15 protein-coding genes and 2 tRNA genes are annotated in these 18,053 nt (G+C 53.6%); 9 read left to right on the top strand and 8 right to left on the bottom strand.

Annotated elements, in window-relative coordinates; translation table 11 throughout:
- Nucleotides 1-65: 65 nt before the first annotated feature.
- Nucleotides 66-137 carry a membrane protein YpdK gene (gene ypdK, locus ABLV66_RS07230; protein ID WP_077777854.1) on the top strand — a complete coding sequence of 24 codons (72 nt, stop codon included), beginning with the start codon at nucleotides 66-68 and terminating at the stop codon, nucleotides 135-137.
- A 44-nt stretch (nucleotides 138-181) separates the two neighbouring features.
- Here the strand turns inward: ypdK and alaC are convergent, their stop codons facing one another.
- Nucleotides 182-1,420 carry an alanine transaminase gene (gene alaC, locus ABLV66_RS07225; RefSeq protein ID WP_348876110.1) on the bottom strand — a complete coding sequence of 413 codons (1,239 nt, stop codon included), beginning with the start codon at nucleotides 1,418-1,420 and terminating at the stop codon, nucleotides 182-184.
- Nucleotides 1,421-1,800: 380 nt separating this feature from the next.
- Between alaC and ABLV66_RS07220 the strand changes: the two genes are divergently transcribed.
- Together ABLV66_RS07220 and ABLV66_RS07215 are read left to right on the top strand one after the other, a co-directional pair.
- Nucleotides 1,801-3,498 (top strand): LytS/YhcK type 5TM receptor domain-containing protein, encoded by a 1,698-nt coding sequence (locus ABLV66_RS07220; protein WP_348876111.1) that lies wholly within the window; start codon nucleotides 1,801-1,803, stop codon nucleotides 3,496-3,498.
- Between the two features lie 11 nt (nucleotides 3,499-3,509).
- The gene (locus tag ABLV66_RS07215) at nucleotides 3,510-4,253 is read left to right on the top strand and encodes a LytR/AlgR family response regulator transcription factor (RefSeq protein WP_047066271.1); all 744 of its coding nucleotides are present in this window, start codon (nucleotides 3,510-3,512) and stop codon (nucleotides 4,251-4,253) included.
- 40 nt (nucleotides 4,254-4,293) lie between these two features.
- Here the strand turns inward: ABLV66_RS07215 and glk are convergent, their stop codons facing one another.
- On the bottom strand, nucleotides 4,294-5,259 hold the full coding sequence (gene glk / locus ABLV66_RS07210) for a glucokinase (protein ID WP_047078324.1): 966 nt from the start codon (nucleotides 5,257-5,259) through the stop codon (nucleotides 4,294-4,296).
- 264 nt (nucleotides 5,260-5,523) lie between these two features.
- Here glk and ABLV66_RS07205 point away from each other — a divergent pair, with 264 nt between their 5' ends.
- Nucleotides 5,524-6,759, top strand: a complete 1,236-nt coding sequence (locus tag ABLV66_RS07205) for an ion channel protein (RefSeq protein WP_348876113.1) — start codon at nucleotides 5,524-5,526, stop codon at nucleotides 6,757-6,759.
- Here ABLV66_RS07205 and ABLV66_RS07200 read toward each other — a convergent pair.
- Nucleotides 6,756-8,417 carry an alpha-keto acid decarboxylase family protein gene (locus ABLV66_RS07200; protein ID WP_348876114.1) on the bottom strand — a complete coding sequence of 554 codons (1,662 nt, stop codon included), beginning with the start codon at nucleotides 8,415-8,417 and terminating at the stop codon, nucleotides 6,756-6,758. The two genes, ABLV66_RS07205 and ABLV66_RS07200, sit on opposite strands and share 4 nt — an antisense overlap.
- Nucleotides 8,418-8,593: 176 nt before the next feature.
- On the opposite strand from ABLV66_RS07200, the gene mgrA reads away from it, so the two are divergent.
- Both mgrA and ABLV66_RS07190 read left to right on the top strand, forming a co-directional pair.
- Nucleotides 8,594-9,586, top strand: a complete 993-nt coding sequence (gene mgrA, locus ABLV66_RS07195) for an L-glyceraldehyde 3-phosphate reductase (RefSeq protein ID WP_047066253.1) — start codon at nucleotides 8,594-8,596, stop codon at nucleotides 9,584-9,586.
- A gap of 126 nt (nucleotides 9,587-9,712) precedes the next feature.
- Entirely contained in the window at nucleotides 9,713-10,069 is a 357-nt protein-coding gene (locus ABLV66_RS07190; RefSeq protein ID WP_013878154.1) for a DUF2502 domain-containing protein, read from the top strand.
- 39 nt (nucleotides 10,070-10,108) lie between these two features.
- Here the strand turns inward: ABLV66_RS07190 and ABLV66_RS07185 are convergent, their stop codons facing one another.
- Nucleotides 10,109-11,344 carry an Nramp family divalent metal transporter gene (locus tag ABLV66_RS07185; RefSeq protein WP_047078327.1) on the bottom strand — a complete coding sequence of 412 codons (1,236 nt, stop codon included), beginning with the start codon at nucleotides 11,342-11,344 and terminating at the stop codon, nucleotides 10,109-10,111.
- Between the two features lie 345 nt (nucleotides 11,345-11,689).
- On the opposite strand from ABLV66_RS07185, the gene nupC reads away from it, so the two are divergent.
- A complete protein-coding gene (gene nupC, locus ABLV66_RS07180) occupies nucleotides 11,690-12,892 on the top strand; it encodes a nucleoside permease NupC (protein ID WP_013878156.1) in 1,203 nt (400 codons plus the stop codon).
- A 55-nt stretch (nucleotides 12,893-12,947) separates the two neighbouring features.
- Here nupC and ABLV66_RS07175 read toward each other — a convergent pair whose 3' ends face one another.
- The 3 genes from ABLV66_RS07175 to ABLV66_RS07165 form a co-directional block, all read right to left on the bottom strand.
- Nucleotides 12,948-15,131, bottom strand: coding sequence for an EAL domain-containing protein (locus ABLV66_RS07175; RefSeq protein ID WP_289577883.1), 2,184 nt, complete (start codon nucleotides 15,129-15,131; stop codon nucleotides 12,948-12,950).
- A gap of 209 nt (nucleotides 15,132-15,340) precedes the next feature.
- Nucleotides 15,341-15,416 (bottom strand) — tRNA-Ala (locus ABLV66_RS07170).
- Between the two features lie 41 nt (nucleotides 15,417-15,457).
- Nucleotides 15,458-15,533 (bottom strand) — tRNA-Ala (locus ABLV66_RS07165).
- Between the two features lie 219 nt (nucleotides 15,534-15,752).
- Between ABLV66_RS07165 and ABLV66_RS07160 the strand changes: the two genes are divergently transcribed.
- Nucleotides 15,753-16,106: a YfeC-like transcriptional regulator gene (locus tag ABLV66_RS07160; RefSeq protein WP_013878158.1), complete on the top strand. Its 354-nt coding sequence runs from the start codon at nucleotides 15,753-15,755 to the stop codon at nucleotides 16,104-16,106.
- Between the two features lie 7 nt (nucleotides 16,107-16,113).
- The gene (locus ABLV66_RS07155; protein ID WP_047045741.1) at nucleotides 16,114-16,509 is read left to right on the top strand and encodes a YfeC-like transcriptional regulator; all 396 of its coding nucleotides are present in this window, start codon (nucleotides 16,114-16,116) and stop codon (nucleotides 16,507-16,509) included.
- A gap of 55 nt (nucleotides 16,510-16,564) precedes the next feature.
- Here the strand turns inward: ABLV66_RS07155 and gltX are convergent, their stop codons facing one another.
- Nucleotides 16,565-17,983: a glutamate--tRNA ligase gene (gltX, locus tag ABLV66_RS07150; protein WP_020078209.1), complete on the bottom strand. Its 1,419-nt coding sequence runs from the start codon at nucleotides 17,981-17,983 to the stop codon at nucleotides 16,565-16,567.
- Nucleotides 17,984-18,053 lie beyond the last annotated feature (70 nt).

Genomic DNA, 18,053 nt, shown 5'->3' with positions numbered 1-18,053 from the left:
ACAATCCTGCAATGGTTAAAGTTAAATTCATTTAGGCGTTTCGCCAAAATGCGGAGTGACATGTCGTGAAATACTTTTTGATGGGAATTTCTTTTATGGTCATCGTTTGGGCCGGTACCTTCGCCCTGATGATTTAACCTGCTATGCAGTAAAGAGATGGGAGCCAGACGGCTCCCATTTTTTATTCGTGGTGTTCAGCTACCGTTTTACCAGCTGCCGGTAGCAGCCCATCTGCACGGAACATGGATTTGATACCGCGGATGGCCTGACGGATACGATCGCGGTTTTCGATTAATGCGAAACGCACATGAGTATCGCCATAGTCGCCAAAGCCGATTCCCGGCGAGACGCACACTTTGGCCTCCTGCAGCAACTTTTTAGCGAACTCCAGCGAGCCCATCGCCGCATATGGCTCCGGAATTTTCGCCCACACGTACATTGACGCTTTCGGGTATTCAACCATCCAGCCGGCTTCATGCAGCCCTTTCACCAGCACATCACGGCGACGTTTATATTGTTCCGCAATATCACGCACGCACTGCTGATCGCCTTCCAGCGCGGCAATCGCCGCTACCTGCAACGGCGTGAAGGTACCGTAGTCATGGTAGCTTTTGATGCGGGCCAGCGCATTAACCAGCGTTTTGTTCCCTACCATAAAACCAATACGCCAGCCGGCCATGTTGTAGCTTTTTGACAGGGTGAAGAATTCGACAGCCACATCGCGCGCACCGGGCACCTGCATAATCGACGGCGCTTTCCAGCCATCATAGACGATGTCGGCGTAGGCCAGATCGTGCACCACCAGCACGTCATAACGTTTCGCCAGCGCGACGACTTTTTCGAAGAAATCGAGTTCAACGCACTGGGCGGTAGGGTTAGACGGGAAGCCCAGAATCATCATTTTTGGCTTCGGATAACTTTCACGGATCGCGCGTTCCAGTTCATTGAAGAAATCAACGCCTTCCACCAGCGGGACGGAACGGACCTGCGCCCCGGCAATAACCGCGCCGTAAATATGAATCGGATAACTGGGGTTTGGCACCAGCACCGTATCGCCATGATCGAGCGTCGCCAGCATCAGATGCGCCAGCCCCTCTTTCGAACCAATCGTCACGATGGCTTCTGATTCCGGGTCGATATCGACGTCATAACGCTCCTGGTACCAGCGCGAAATCGCGCGGCGCAGACGCGGAATACCGCGAGAGGTAGAGTAACCGTGGGTATCCGGGCGCTGGGCAACGGTACAGAGTTTTTCGACGATATGCGGCGGCGTGGCGCCATCCGGGTTACCCATACTGAAATCGATAATATCTTCGCCGCGCCGACGCGCAGCCATTTTCAGTTCGGCAGTAATGTTAAAAACATACGGAGGGAGACGATCGATACGCGTAAAACGGCGTTCAGGACTGAATTCAGCCATAGATTCCTCAGATTAACGTTAGCGCCCGGACCGTCCGAGCGACGCGGCCACCGATGTGGCTCGCTTAGAAAATAACCTGAAAAAAAACACGCTGTCTAGAGGGTTGATAAAAAATAATCGTTGGCGCAAAAATTAGGCATTACTTATTAGTATGCGGCAGAACGCCTCCCTAAAACGTGCATATATTAAATAAAACATTAACATATTGATATCATTTATAATACTGGAATTTATCATCACTCCCCATCAACGCCCTGATAGCTGGAGATATCCACTTATCCCCTTTTATTTTTGTGCTTGTTCCTCATTGATTTCTGCGGCTAGCCTTCTGGCGCGAGGTTTTCTATCATATTGCTTTCCTGCGAATCCTGGGCGCACCCATGCACGATATTTTTAATATGCTGCTGGCGGTTTTTGACCGCGCGGCATTAATGCTCATTTGCCTCTTTTTTCTTATCCGCTTACGCCTGTTTCGCGAACTGCTGCATAAATCGGCGCATACGCCTCGCGAGCTGCTGGCGGTCACCGCCATCTTCTCCATGTTCGCGCTGTTCAGCACCTGGTCCGGCGTTCCGGTAGAAGGTTCGCTGGTCAACGTACGTATTATCGCGGTGATATCCGGCGGGATCCTGTTTGGCCCGTGGGTCGGCGCGATTGTCGGCGTAATTGCCGGGGTACACCGCTATCTCATTGATATTGACGGTGTGACCGCCATCCCCTGCTTTATCACCAGTATTGTCGCCGGGCTGCTTTCCGGGCTTATCAACCGCAAAATCCCGAAAGCCCAGCGCTGGAAGGTGGGGATTCTGGCCGGGATGCTGTGTGAAACGCTAACCATGATCCTCGTGGTGCTGTGGGCGCCGACGCTGGCGTTGGGGATCGATATTGTCTCCAAAATCGGTATCCCGATGATCCTTGGCAGCATCTGCATCGGTTTTATTGTACTGCTGGTCCAGAGCGTGGAAGGCGAGAAAGAGGCCAGCGCGGCGCGCCAGGCAAAACTGGCGTTGGATATCGCCAACAAAACGCTGCCGCTGTTCCGTCACGTGAACAGCGAATCGCTGCGTCAGGTTTGCGATATTATTCGCCGGGACATCAATGCCGATGCGGTCGCGATTACCACCACTGACCGGGTGCTGGCCTACGTTGGCTATGGGGAAAATAACTATAACGATCGCAACAACGATATCAGCCCAACGACTCGTAAAGCTATTGAAAGCGACACCATCATCATTAAAAACAACGATGAAGCCTACAGAACGCCGGAGATCCACTCCATGCTGGTGATTCCGCTACGCGAGAAAGGTGTGGTGACCGGCACGCTGAAAATTTACTACTGCCACGCGCATCGTATTACCTCCTCGCTGCAGGAGATGGCGATCGGCCTGTCGCAAATAATCTCCACCCAGCTTGAGGTCTCCCGGGCCGAACAGCTGCGTGAAATGGCCAATAAAGCGGAACTGCGCGCCCTGCAGAGTAAAATAAATCCCCATTTTCTGTTTAATGCGCTTAACGCCATCTCCTCTTCCATCCGTATGAATCCGGATACCGCCCGGCAGTTGATTTTCAATTTGTCGCGTTATTTACGCTATAACATTGAGTTAAAAGATGACGAGCAGATCGACATCAAGCGCGAGCTATACCAAATTAAGGATTATATTGCGATCGAGCAGGCGCGATTCGGCGACAAGCTGACGGTGATTTATGATATTGATGAGGACGTCAGCTGCGTCATCCCCAGCCTGCTCATTCAGCCTCTGGTAGAAAATGCCATCGTCCACGGTATTCAACCCTGTCGGGGCAAGGGCGTGGTGACTATCGCCATCAACGAATGCGGAAACCGGGTGCGCATCAGCGTACGGGATACCGGGAACGGTATTGACCCGGCGGTGGTGGCCCGCGTCGAAGCCGACGAGATGCCGGGTAATAAAATTGGCCTGCTGAATGTTCATCATCGGGTGAAACTGCTCTACGGCGAAGGGCTGCATATCCGCCGCTTGACGCCGGGGACGGAGATTGCGTTCTACGTCCCCAACCAGCACGCCCCGGCGACTGAACCGGTATCGCTGTTGCCATGAGCGGAGAAAACATGAAAGTCATTATTGTTGAGGATGAGTTCCCGGCGCAGCAGGAACTCACCTGGTTGATTAACACCCACAGCCAGATGGAGATCGTCGGCACCTTCGACGACGGTCTCGACGTGCTGAAATTCCTGCAGCACAATAAAGTCGATGCCATCTTTCTCGACATCAATATCCCCTCGCTGGATGGCGTGCTGCTGGCGCAAAATATTAGCCAGTTCGCGCATAAGCCGTTCATCGTCTTTATCACCGCGTGGAAAGAACATGCGGTGGAAGCCTTTGAACTGGAAGCGTTTGACTACATCCTCAAGCCTTATCAGGAATCACGGATTATTAATATGTTGCAGAAGCTGTCCAGCGCCTGGCAGCAACAGCAGCAAGTGGCGGTAAGCGGCACGCCCGCGCACAACCCAACCCGCGAAAACGACACCATTAATCTGATTAAAGACGAGCGGATCATCGTCACCAGCATTCACGATATTTATTACGCGGAAGCGCATGAGAAAATGACCTTCGTCTATACGCGCCGTGAATCATTCGTCATGCCGATGAACATCACCGAATTCTGCAGCAAGCTGCCGGCTGCGCACTTCTTTCGCTGTCACCGCTCGTACTGCGTCAATCTGAATAAAATCCGCGAAATTGAACCATGGTTCAACAACACCTACGTCCTACGATTGCGCGACCTTGAGTTTCAGGTGCCGGTCAGCCGCAGTAAGGTAAAAGAGTTTCGCCAGTTGATGAATCTGTAATGAGATGGGCGGCGCCAAACGCCGCCCGACTGAGAGTGGCTTAGAGTATATACCCAAGCGTCTGGCGCAGATGCGCGCCGGAGCCGAGCAGGCCAGGGTTATCATGAACGATGAGATAGACCGGAATATCCTGCACGTAGGCTTTAAAGCGCCCTTTATCTTCAAACCCGCCGCGGAAACCCGACGCCTTAAAGAACTCAAGGAAACGCGGGACAATGCCGCCCGCGATGTACACGCCGCCGAATGTGCCAAGGGTTAGCGCCAGGTTACCGCCAAAGCGCCCCATAATGACGCAGAACAGCGACAGCGCGCGGCGACAATCAATGCAGGTATCCGCCAGCGCACGTTCAGTGACGTCCTTCGGCTGTAGGTTTTCCGGCAAACGGCCATCGGATTTAACGATAGCCCGATACAGATTAACTAATCCAGGGCCGGACAAAACGCGTTCGGCGGACACGTGGCCCAACTCGTTGCGTAACTCCTCAAGAATAATGCCCTCTTCTTCGCTATTCGGCGCGAAATCGACGTGGCCGCCCTCGCCCGGCAGGCTCACCCAGCGTTTATCAACATGTACCAGGTGCGCTACGCCAAGACCAGTACCAGCGCCGTAGACGGCGATCGGTTTACCTTCCGCCGGTTGCGCGCCGCCGAACTGGATCAGATGCTCAGTTTTGAGCATTGGGATCGCCATCGACACCGCGGTGAAATCATTAATGATTTCCAGATGCGCAAATCCGAGGTTCTTTTTCATCTCGGCAATAGAAAAAGCCCAGGTATGGTTGGTCATCGCCACCCAGTCGCCGGTGATGGGGCAAGCAATGGCGATGCAGCCATCCTCGACCTTCACGGTTTGTTCGTCGAGATAGACGCGTACAACGGCCTCAAGGCTTGGGTAATCGAGCCCGGAATAAGTTTTAGCGCGGGAAATCTCCCCGCTTGCGATATCACATAACGCCAGACGGGCGTTAGTTCCGCCGACGTCTCCTACTAAAGCAAATTTTGTCATTCCGTTACGGCTCCGCTAAAGTCAAAATAATTCTTTTCGCACACTGTAAATTCATGGCGACATAACAACAACGACCAACGTACAGCCGCCGGTAGTTTAGCGACATTGGTCACATTTAGACTGTAATCTATGTAACATGCCAGTTTATGTCATACACGCAACGTCAGGTTTGGCCTTAAGTTTATCGTTTCAGCACCATTTGCGCCGAAGCTCTTTACAGAGACAGGCAAAGTAGCGCTTCAGGACATTTAAAAGGAACCCTTCATGCTGCACCCGCGCGCCAGAACGATGCTGTTGTTATCGATACCCGCCATTCTTATTGGTATCGCATCCAGCCTGGTATTGATTGTGGCGATGAAGATAGCCGCAGTCCTACAGAGCATCTTGTGGAGCGACCTGCCGGTACATGTCGGCATTGCCGCCGATAGTCCGCTATGGATAATTGCCATCCTCACTCTCACCGGGATAGCCGTGGGGCTGGTGGTCCGTTTCAGTCCTGGACATGGTGGGCCAGATCCGGCAACAGAATCCTTAATCGGCGCGCCCATCGCCACCAGCGCGCTACCGGGGTTACTGGCGGCGTTGATTCTCGGCCTCGCGGGCGGCGTGAGTCTCGGGCCGGAACATCCGATCATGGTCGTCAATATCGCGCTTGCCGTCGCCCTTGGCTCGCGTCTGTTCCCACGAGTAAGCTCGCTGGACTGGACAATCCTCGCCGCATCGGGAACCATCGGCGCGCTGTTCGGTACGCCGGTTGCCGCGGCGCTTATTTTTTCGCAAACGCTCAATAGCAGCAGCGACGTTCCGTTATGGGACCGGCTATTCGCCCCGCTGCTGGCAGCGGCGGCAGGCGCATTGACGACCGGTATCTTTTTCCATCCCAATTTCACCCTGCCGATCCCGCACTATCCACACCTGCGTATCGTCGATATTATCAGCGGCGCAATCGTCACGCTTATCGCCATCGCCGTCGGCATGGTCGCCGTGTGGTGTCTACCACGTCTGCACGCGCTGATCCACCGCCTGAAAAATCCGGTGTTAATGCTAGGTATCGGGGGGTTTTTACTGGGGATCCTGGGCGTTATTGGCGGGCATATTACGCTGTTTAAAGGGCTGGACGAAATGCAGCAACTGGCCTCCAGCCAGACCCTTGGCGCCGGCGATTTTCTACTCATTGCCGTGGTGAAACTGGCGGCGCTGGTGCTGGCGGCCGCCTGTGGCTTCCGCGGCGGGCGTATTTTCCCGGCGGTGTTTGTCGGCGTCTCGTTGGGGCTAATGCTGCATGCCCACGTTGAAGCGGTACCGGCCGCCATTACCATCTCCTGCGCGATCCTCGGCCTGGTGCTGGTCGTCACCCGCGACGGCTGGCTGAGCCTGTTTATGGCGGCGGTGGTGGTGCCGGATACCACCTTGCTGCCGCTGCTATGTATCGTGATGCTCCCGGCCTGGCTACTGCTGGCCGGGAAGCCGCTGATGATTGCCAAACGCCGCGGCGATTAGCTGCGGTTGTTGCGATCTTCCAGCGCCTGGGTAACCGCGCGTAAGAAGTCAGGGATATCCATTTTCGGCAGCATCACTTCGACCATCGTTAGCTTATCGGAGTTAACGCTATCGGCCATCGCCTCAGCCAGCTCACCGGTTTGCGATACCCGCCAACAGCGGGAAGGCGTATCCGGCGCAAAAGCATCGGGGAAGCGGCTCCAGTCCCACAACGCAATATCGTTGTAGCGCTGTTCTGGTCCGTGAATGGCGCGCTCGACGGTGTAGCCCTCGTTATTCAACAGCAAAATTAACAGTTTTTGCTTATCGCGCAGCATTGAGCTCATCTCCTGGATAGTGAGCTGCGCGGCGCCATCGCCAATGATTAATACCACCCTTCTGTCCGCGGCGGCGGTCTGCGCGCCGTAAGCGGCAGGTAGCGTGAACCCGATTGAGCCCCATAGCGGTTGCACCAGCAGCGTGGCCTGCGAGGGTAGTTTTAATGAGGCGATACCGAATGCCGAGGTCCCCTGATCGGCAAGAATAATATCGCCCGGCCGCAGCTGTTTCTCGACCGTACTCCAGAAGTTTTTCTGCGTCAGATTACCCTGCGGCGCGCCGGAAGCGTCGGGCGCGATGATATCTGGCGCGCGCCATTCCGCGGACAGCTTGCCAGAAACATCAATGAGGGCCGCCAGCGCCTGATCCATCGGGATTCGGCTGAACCAATGATCGCCAACCCGCGCGGCAAACGGCTGGATTTCGATGGTTTTCTCCGTTGGCAAATGATGGGTAAAGCCGGCGGTAATAGTATCGGTAAAGCGTGTACCCACGCAGATGATGGCATCGGCGCTTTCCATCGCTTCGCGGGTTTGCGGCGCGCTGGCGATCCCGCTATAGGTCCCGGCGAACCCCATTCCCTGTTCGTCAAATAGCCCTTTCCCCATTAGCATGGTGGCGTGGGTAATCGGCGCGGACTTAACCCACTGCTGTAGTGTGTTTTGCAGACCGTAACGCTGAGCGAGAAAATCCGCCAGCAGCGACACGCGGCGACTGCTGCGCAACAATTTGGCCGCGTGCTCGCGAAAGCCGGCAAGCTGGTTTTCATCGGCCGCCGGGCCCTTAATGACCAGCGCGCGGGCCGGCGGCACCGCGCGGGCTTTCGCCACGTCGGCAGGCAGCATCAGATACCCTGGGCGGTGGTGGGTCAGCATGTCGCTTAATACCCGGTCAATTTCATGACAGGCGTTGCCCGCCGTTAACGTCGCCTGAGTACAGGTAATATGTTCGCTCATTCGCGAGAAATGGGTGAAATCGCCATCGCCGAGGGTATGGTGCAGCAGTTCGCCGCGCTGCTGCGCGCCGGTAGATGGCGCGCCCACAATGTGCAGCACCGGGATATGTTCCGCATAGCTACCGGCCACTCCGTTTAACGCGCTTAACTCACCTACGCCATAGGTGGTTAGCAGCGCGCCGGCGCCTTTTATACGCGCATAGCCGTCTGCGGCGTAGGCCGCGTTCAGTTCGTTAGCACAGCCGACCCATCCCAAATTTTGATGGGCTATCACGTGATCGAGAAACTGTAAGTTGTAATCACCAGGTACGCCGAACAGGCGATCGATACCACAATCTACGAGACGATCCAGCAGATAATCGCCAATGGTGTAAGTCGGTTGCATATCCATAATCCTTGTTGTTGTGCAGGTAATCTGAGTATTAGATATGCGTTTTACCTGTCCAGATTGTGAGCAATAATGAGGGTGGAAAGCAAAATTTACGCGTTATCCCCATATACTCCGCATGCAACATTGATTAGTGTAAACGTATACACACCCTGTTTTGATGCGGAGGAAGTATGGTTTACCAGGCAAGCGACACGCGTTATCAGACCATGGAATACCGCCGATGCGGGCGCAGCGGCCTGAAGCTACCGGCGATATCTCTCGGTCTGTGGCATAACTTTGGCGATGAGACACAGGTCGAGGTCAGCCGCCAGTTGCTGCGTCACGCCTTCGACCTCGGGATTACCCACTTCGACCTGGCGAACAATTACGGCCCACCGCCGGGATCGGCGGAGAGCAACTTCGGGCGGATCCTGAAAGAAGATTTTCTGCCCTACCGCGACGAACTCATCATCTCCAGTAAAGCCGGCTATACCATGTGGGACGGTCCTTATGGCGACTGGGGATCGCGCAAGTATCTGGTCGCCAGTCTCGACCAGAGCCTGAAGCGGATGGGTCTTGAGTACGTCGATATCTTCTATCACCACCGCCCGGACCCGGAAACGCCGCTGGAAGAGACTATGCGCGCGTTGGATCATCTGGTTCGCCAGGGAAAAGCGCTCTACGTTGGTTTATCGAACTACCCGCTTGAGCTGGCGCGTCAGGCTATCGCTATCCTCAACGATCTCGGCACGCCGTGCCTGATTCACCAACCCAAATATTCGATGTTTGAACGCTGGGTGGAAGAAGGATTATTAGCGATGCTGCAGGCCGAAGGCGTGGGAAGTATAGCGTTTTCACCGCTGGCTGGCGGGCAGTTGACCAACCGCTATCTAAACGGTATTCCACCAGACTCGCGCGCAGCCAGCAATAGCCGTTTTTTACAGCCGGAACAGCTCACCGCCGAGCGGCTGGAAAAAGTCCGCCAGCTTGACGCCATTGCCGGGCGCCGCGGACAGAAGCTATCACAGATGGCCCTGGCCTGGGTGCTGCGTGAAGATAAAGTGACGTCAGTGCTGATCGGCGCCAGTAAAACGGCGCAACTGGACGATGCCGTAGGTATGTTAAGCAATCGTCAGTTCAGCGCTGAAGAGTGCGCCGCCATTGACGCGATCCTTGCGGTGTAAACTCATTTTTACTTTGGCAAAAAGTGCTATTTCTTGCGATTTAAGAGTTCCCTGATGCTACGCCTCTTTACCGGCTCGTAATATCTGGTTAACAGGTCATTAAGACCCGATCGTGAGGAGAAGAGTATGTTCAGGTCACTGATTCTGGCTGCGGTACTGCTGGCGTGCGCGCCGGTTATCGCCAATGCTGGTGAAATCACCCTGCTGCCATCGGTAAAATTACAAATTGGCGATCGTGACGGTTACGGTAACTACTGGGACGGTGGCGGCTGGCGCGACCGTGATTACTGGCGTCGTCATTATGAATGGCGCGATCACCGCTGGCATCGCCATGATAACGGCTGGCATCGCGGTTGGGATAAACGCGGCTGGGATCGCGGTCGTGCTTACGAGCGCGGCTATCGCGAAGGCTGGAACGATCGCCGTGGCGGCTGGGGCCGAGGCCCTGGCGGCGGGCGCGGACATGGTCACGGGCACCACTAATTGATAAAGGGAGCGAAAGCTCCCTTTTTTGTTGCCGTATTAATCTAATGCGGAACCAATTATCAGCCAGCCGTTCAGCGCCACCACAATCGCCACAATCAGCCAACCGATGCGTTTTACCCAGCGACTGTTTACCAGATCGCCCATTAACCGCGCATCGCTGGTAAAAATCAGCAGCGGCACCAGCGCCAGCGCAATCCCGAAGCTCAGCAATACCTGGCTCATCACCAGGATACGCGTTGGATCCAGCCCCATCATAATCACGATAAACGACGGCAGCATGGTGATAGTCCGGCGAAACCACAGCGGAATATGGAAGCGGATAAACCCCTGCATCACGACCTGCCCGGCAAGCGTTCCGACTACCGTCGACGAGAGACCGGCGGCAACCAGACTGAGACCAAAAATCGTCGCGGCGGCATGGCTAAGCAGCGGTTCGAGAGTTAAATAAGCCTGGTCGAGATCGGCCACGCCGGTGTGGCCGTTGAAGTGAAACGCGGCGGCGGCGGTCGCCATCATCGCCAGGTTAACGAAGCCGGCAATGGTCATTGCAATCGCCACGTCCCAACGCGTGGCGTTATAGCGTTCTTTGCGCGAGCCGTCGTGCAGGTTTTGCGTCAGCGATGAGTGCAGATAGATAACGTGCGGCATAATCGTCGCCCCGAGAACCCCGGCGGCAAGGAATACCGCTTCGCCATTCGGCAGGCTCGGAATAATCATGCCTTTGGCCAGCGGCGCTAACGCCGGCTGCGAGAAGATAAGCTCGACCACATAAGCCACCGCCACAAACAGCAGCAGCCCGCCGATGACTTTTTCCAGCGGTTTCTGCCCGCGACGCTGCAACATCAGGATCAGGAAGGTGGCGACGCCGGTCAGCACCGCCCCCTGTAATAAGGAAACGCCGAGCAGCAGCTTAAAGCCGATGGCCGCGCCGATGAATTCAGCCAGATCGGTCGCCATGGCGATAATTTCCGCCTGTATCCAGTAAAACCACACCACCGGGCGCGGGTAATGGTCGCGGATCTGTTCCGCGAGGTTTTTACCGGTGGCGATACCGAGCTTGGCCGATAACACCTGAATCAGCATCGCCATCAGGTTCGCCCATACCACTACCCATAACAATTGATAGCCAAAGCTGGCGCCTGCCTGGATATTCGTGGCGAAGTTACCCGGATCGATGTAGCCGATGGCAGCAATGAATGCGGGCCCCATCAGTGCGAGCCTCATCTTGCGCGCTGCGCGACCGCTGCTATTCTCAACGCGACTGCTAGTCATTTTCTGCCCCTGGAAATATAGCCTTTGCTATGTTTAATGCTATCAAAATGCGAATGATTATCAAGTTCATTTAGAAAGGTGATAATGATTGCTTTGATAGGAGGGAACGATAGCAGGCCAAATAACGAAACGGGCGTGAAGCTGTCGACAACGCGCCTTTCATCAGATTAGTACATTAATGCAACTTTTAATACCTTTGCATAACATAACAAAAATGTACGATTGATCACTATTTTTGTTATTGGTCACATATCCTTGCAATAGTGTGGATTCGATCTCGTTTTATTTAGGCTTGTTGCATAGAATGTGCACGGAAATTTAACCTGCCTCATATTTGGAGCAAATATGGACCGCGTCTTGCATTTTGTCCTCGCGATCGTTGTGGTGGCTATACTGGCCTTGCTGGTCAGTCACAACCGTAAGCAGATCCGCATTCGTTATGTTATTCAATTACTTGTTATTGAAGTTTTGCTGGCCTGGTTCTTCCTGAACTCCGATGTCGGTCTGGGTTTCGTGAAAGGCTTTTCTGAGATGTTCGAGAAACTTCTCGGTTTCGCCAACGAAGGCACCAACTTCGTATTCGGTAACATGAACGATAAAGGTCTGGCCTTCTTCTTCCTGAAGGTTTTGTGCCCAATCGTCTTTATTTCCGCGCTGATTGGTATTTTACAGCATATTCGCATTCTGCCGATTGTCATCCGCGCGATCGGTACCGTGCTGTCGAAAGTTAACGGCATGGGTAAACTGGAATCTTTCAACGCCGTCAGCTCGCTGATCCTGGGTCAGTCGGAAAACTTCATCGCCTATAAAGATATTCTCGGCAAAATGTCGCGCAACCGTATGTACACCATGGCGGCAACCGCGATGTCTACCGTTTCGATGTCCATCGTCGGCGCCTATATGACTATGCTGCAGCCGAAGTATGTGGTTGCCGCGCTGGTGCTCAACATGTTCAGCACCTTTATTGTTCTGTCGCTGATTAACCCGTATCGCGTTGAGCAGAGCGAAGAAAACCTGCAGATGTCCAATCTGCACGAAGGTCAGAGCTTCTTCGAAATGCTGGGCGAATACATTCTGGCAGGCTTTAAAGTAGCGATTATCGTTGCGGCGATGCTGATCGGCTTTATCGCGCTGATTTCCGCGCTCAATGCCCTGTTCGCCACCGTCACCGGCTGGTTTGGCTACAGCATCTCCTTCCAGGGGATCCTCGGCTACATCTTCTACCCGGTTGCGTGGGTGATGGGTGTGCCGGCGAGCGAAGCGCTGCAGGTAGGCAGTATTATGGCGACCAAACTGGTGTCTAACGAATTCGTGGCGATGATGGATCTGCAGAAAGTGGCAGCGACGCTCTCCCCGCGTGCGGAAGGTATCATCTCCATCTTCCTGGTCTCCTTCGCCAACTTCTCTTCTATCGGCATCATCGCCGGGGCGATTAAAGGCCTGAATGAAGAGCAAGGTAACGTGGTTTCTCGCTTTGGTCTGAAACTGGTTTACGGTTCCACGCTGGTCAGCGTGTTGTCAGCCTCTATCGCTGCGCTGGTACTGTAATCACAAACAGACGTTAATAAAATAACAAGCCGGGCTGCAGTATCGCCCGGCTTTTTTACGCCTTCAATTCACTTAACGGCTGCGGTTTGCCAATCAGGTAGCCCTGCAAATAATCGACGCCCAGCGCCAACAGCATCGCCTTTTGCGCCTGAGTCTCTACGTACTCTGCGACGACCGTTAACTGTTTCGCCCGCGCGATTTCGATAATGGATTTCACGATAATCGCATCAAGCTGGTCGCTCTCGATTTCGTGCACGAAGCAGCCGTCAATTTTTACGATATCCGCCTGCAGGCTTTTCAGACGCTCATAGTTAGCGTAACCGGTGCCGAAGTCATCAATGGCGATAGCGCAACCGAACTCACTCAGCAGCTGAATATTATGCATGCTGGTATCCGCATTCGAGAACGCCTGCTCTTCAGTTATTTCAATCGTGATATAAGCAGGCGAAACGCGATAACGCTTAAACAGCGCGATAATCTGCGCGGCGCTATCCTTTTGCATCAGCGTATACGGCAGCAAATTGACGGAGAAGCGTCGGCCGGGATGTTGATCAAGCTGGCTGAACAGCGTTTCCAGCACCAGCATATCGAAGCGCTGGCTGAGGTTAAACTGTGCAATAAGTGGAATAAACCGATCAGGCGTGATAATCGTCTCGCCGCAGCGCATACGGGTGAGGATTTCGTAATAGCCCTCCCCCTCCGCATTTTGAATCGGCTGCGCGTACAGCAGGAGATTACGCTCGTTCAGCGCTTGTTTTATTTTCGTCAGCATCCGCACCTGTTCGGTTGTTTGGTCAGAAACCTCCTCCTGCGCGGTATCTAACGCCAGCACCCGCTGCACGGCGCCAGCCTGCTCCGATAACCAACTAAGCTGGCCGAGCATAGGGTGTAATTCGGTCTCAATGCCGCTGTAACTCCCCCACGCCGCGCCAAACTCTAAATCCAGAACCTGGTTATGCCAGTTAAATTTAGCGTGGTTAAGCATCGCGACGATGTGATTTAGCCGCGCAGCCGGTTCCGGCCCCTCAATCACCAGCAACAACTCGCTACCCGGGAGCTGATAAATTTTATCGCGGTGGTCCAGTAGCGGCTGCAGACGGCGGGCTATTTGCCGCTTGCACTCTACCCGCATCATCATGCCGTAATGGCGGCTAAGGAAGTCCAGGTTTTCGATGCGCAGACTGCTAATAACAACCCGCGGCGACTGGCGCAAATGTCCTTCCAGCGCCCGCAAATTGGGTAACCCGGTTAACGGATCTTCTTCAGCTCGATCGCGCCAGCGTTGTTTAATTCTGTCACTACGCGAATAAATATCTGTCATGTAAAACAAACAAATCGTGAATGAAATTAACACCGACAGGACAAATGACAAGGAGTACCCCGACTGAACACCCTGCAGAAAATTTTTGTTATAGGCGACTAAAAAGAATGCCGAAATAGCCCACGTAATGCGAATTAACTCATGCCCCAGACGCCCAATACCAACGAAGTAGAGAATAAAAATAATTGGCACCAGATATCCGGCAATTAAATCGGAATCAAAAGGCGCACAAAGCACCAGCATGATTGTGATTAATGCCATAAACCAGTACAAGGTAAAGGTTCTTTTTTCTTTCACCAGCCACGGTTGACAATGACGCAGCCAAAACACCCGCCGATAACGTGGGCTAACTATCATTCTCATCGGATAATAGAAAGCGGTAGTAAAGATTAAGGCGGCGCATATCAACGCCTGGATATCAATAACGGAATAGATGATTGACGCAGTACTGAAGTAGCTGGAGACGGCAAGCGGGAAGGCGAAGAAGCGCCCGGCCAGATACATCGTCAGCTTAAGCAGGATGGGGGCAAAGAAGCCGCCCCAGAAGATACGGCGACCAATATGGCGCTTCGCCGGCCTTCCGCTACGCCATTTTTTCCCCGACAACGAGCGCATGATTGCGAAGGTGAAAAAGACGGAAAATAATTGACAGAATAATAGGATAGCGGCCTGCGCATAGGTTAGATCTATTACAAATGTATTAGTAATTGCAAACGCAACAATCAAGGGAGCAACGGCGTAACGACCGAAAATACAAATGGTTGCGTACATGACGCTTAATGGTAGCCATGCCAGATAAATTTGTTTTCCGTCGATAAGGGTTTGCGGAGAAATTAATCGAGAAAGCGGAATAAAAATCAAACAAACAATTAACGCCAGCAGAGTTTTTTTAACTTTGATGTTAAATATGTCAGTCATTATTGTTAATCAACACCTCTGCGGCTAAAAAATTATAAGCAATCAGAAAATAGTATGTTGGTTAATAATGGCAGGCAAGAAAATAAACCGAGAAAAATTCCTAAATTACGTTGGTTTTTATTTGCTCGATACACGCTGACGTAAGCTGAAAATCATTTACATTGAGGACGCTAAAGCAAAAACCCCCGCCGTAGCGAGGGTTCGAATTTTGGTGGAGCTAAGCGGGATCGAACCGCTGACCTCTTGCATGCCATGCAAGCGCTCTCCCAGCTGAGCTATAGCCCCACAGGACCTCTTTACGAACCAAATCCGCTGGGTGCAGAATTTGGTGGAGCTAAGCGGGATCGAACCGCTGACCTCTTGCATGCCATGCAAGCGCTCTCCCAGCTGAGCTATAGCCCCGTAACGTAAAGCGTGTCGTGTTGACGGGCGGCATAATATGAATTCCTTCGCCAGGTGTCAACGGCAAAATTACCCCTCCTGATTCAATCGCTGAAAAAGCAGGCAAATAGCTGACAATGCGAGCCTTATCGCAGGCAGGCGTTAAACATGTCACTATTTCCTGTAAAAGGATGCTATAACATGAAGCACTAATTCCCACATATTTACTCAGGAAATAGTATGCTCAAGGAACGAATGACTCCGGAAGAAATTGCGCATCTAACTGGCTTCAGCCGACAGACGATAAATAAATGGGTTCGTAAAGAGGGGTGGCAAACTTCTCCGCGGCCTGGCGTACAGGGAGGCAAAGCGCGTCTCGTACACGTTAACGAGCAGGTACGGGAGTTTATCCGCAATGCCCAGCGCGTAGCGGAAACGCCCTCTCCCTATTCGGTCGCCGAGACCGATCTCGAACCCTTATTGCTTACGCTCTGCAAAGAGATGACTCATCGCGAACAGAAGCAGCTAATGTCGCTGCTGCTGCGCGAAGGCATTACCGGGTTGTTAAACCGTCTTGGAATACGCGGCCAGTAAAATAAGAATGATGAAACTAAAAGAAAAAATGACGCCTGCAGAGCTTGCCGAAGTTCTGGGTCTGGCCAGACAAACGGTCAACCGTTGGGCGCGAGAACAAAAGTGGCGAACCGAAGCGATTCCCGGCGTCAAAGGCGGGCGTGCGCGTTTGATTGTCATCGATAGGACAGTGATTGATTTTCTGACCAATATTCCGGCATTTCGCCATCTGAATGAAGAGTACCAGCTCGCCGAACAGCCCGGCGGCTACTTTATCAATGAAGCGGATGCGGTATGGCGGCAAATCGCCGATACGCTGCAGCTGATGACCGCCGCGGAACAAACTCACCTGCGCGATCTTCTTGCCCGCGATGGCATTAGTGGCTTCCTGGCGCGGTTAGGTATCAACACTGCGACAAAATAGCGGCGAAAAAAAACGGCAGGATTAACCTGCCGCTTGCTTTAGCTTACGCTCGGCCTCAGGACTGCTGGCTTTCGCGTTCGGCGATAAACGCCAGCGCTTTGTTGATACGTTCAACGCTACGGGATTTACCGATAGCATGAACGGTGACGTCCAGCGCCGGAGATTGACCCGCGCCGGTCACGGCCACGCGCAGCGGCATGCCTACTTTCCCCATGCCCACTTCCAGCTCATCGGCGGTCGCCTGAATCGCATGGTGGACATTTTCCGCCGTCCAGTCGCTAATGGCCGCCAGCTTATCGCGAACCACTTCCAGCGGCTGACGTGCCACCGGACGCAGGTGTTTCTTCGCCGCATCGGCGTCGAACTCGGCGAACTCTTCATAGAAGTAGCGGCAGCTCTGGGCAATCTCTTTCAGCGTTTTGCAACGCTCGCCCAGCAGCTTAACCAGCTCGGACAACTGAGGGCCGTTACGGGTATCGATATTTTCCTGCTCAATGTGCCACTGCAGATGCGTCGCCACATATTCCGCCGGCAGCGTGTTGATGTAGTGATGGTTTAACCACAGCAGTTTATCGGTGTTGAACGCACTGGCGGACTTGCTCACCGCGCCCAGCGAGAAGAACTCGATCATCTCTTCGCGAGTGAAGATCTCCTGATCGCCATGGGACCAGCCCAGGCGCACCAGATAGTTCAGCAGCGCTTCCGGCAGGTAGCCGTCGTCGCGGTACTGCATCACGCTCACCGCGCCGTGGCGCTTGGAGAGTTTTTTACCGTCATCGCCGTTGATCATCGATACGTGCGCATACACCGGTACCGGCGCATTCAGCGCTTTAAGAATATTGATCTGGCGCGGGGTATTGTTGATGTGGTCTTCGCCGCGGATCACGTGGGTGATCGCCATATCCCAGTCATCCACCACGACGCAGAAGTTGTAGGTCGGAGAGCCGTCGGTACGGCGAATGATCAGATCGTCCAGCTCCTGATTGCTGAATTCGATCGGCCCGCGGATTTGATCGTCAAAGATAACCGAACCTTCCTGCGGATTAGCAAAACGCACGACGCAAGGCTCATCGGCGGCGTGATGCTGATGATCATGGCGGCAGCGACCGTCGTAGCGCGGCTTTTCGCCGTTCGCCATCTGTTCTTCGCGCAGCGCGTCCAGACGTTCTTTCGAGCAGTAGCATTTATAAGCTGTGCCTGCTTCCAGCATTTCATCAATAACCGCATTATAGCGATCGAAACGTTTAGTCTGGAAATACGGGCCTTCGTCCCATTCCAGATTCAGCCAGTTCATCCCATCCATGATGGCTTCAATTGCTTCCGGGGTGGAGCGTTCGAGATCGGTGTCTTCAATACGCAGCACAAACTCACCGCCGTGGTTACGTGCAAAAAGCCAGGAATAGAGAGCAGTACGCGCACCGCCAACGTGCAGATAGCCTGTTGGGCTTGGCGCGAAGCGAGTTTTGATTTTCATGAAATGGCCTTACGTTTAATAAAGATGCCGATAGCCGGCAGTGTTCTTGGAATTGATAGGGGAATATTCT

Origin of the sequence: Klebsiella sp. CN_Kp073 (assembly GCF_040065495.2) — a bacterium.
In the GTDB taxonomy this organism is placed as follows: Bacteria; Pseudomonadota; Gammaproteobacteria; order Enterobacterales; family Enterobacteriaceae; genus Klebsiella; species Klebsiella aerogenes.
The sequence above is the reverse complement of the archived record's forward strand: the minus strand, read 5'-3'. Positions and strand labels throughout refer to the sequence as shown.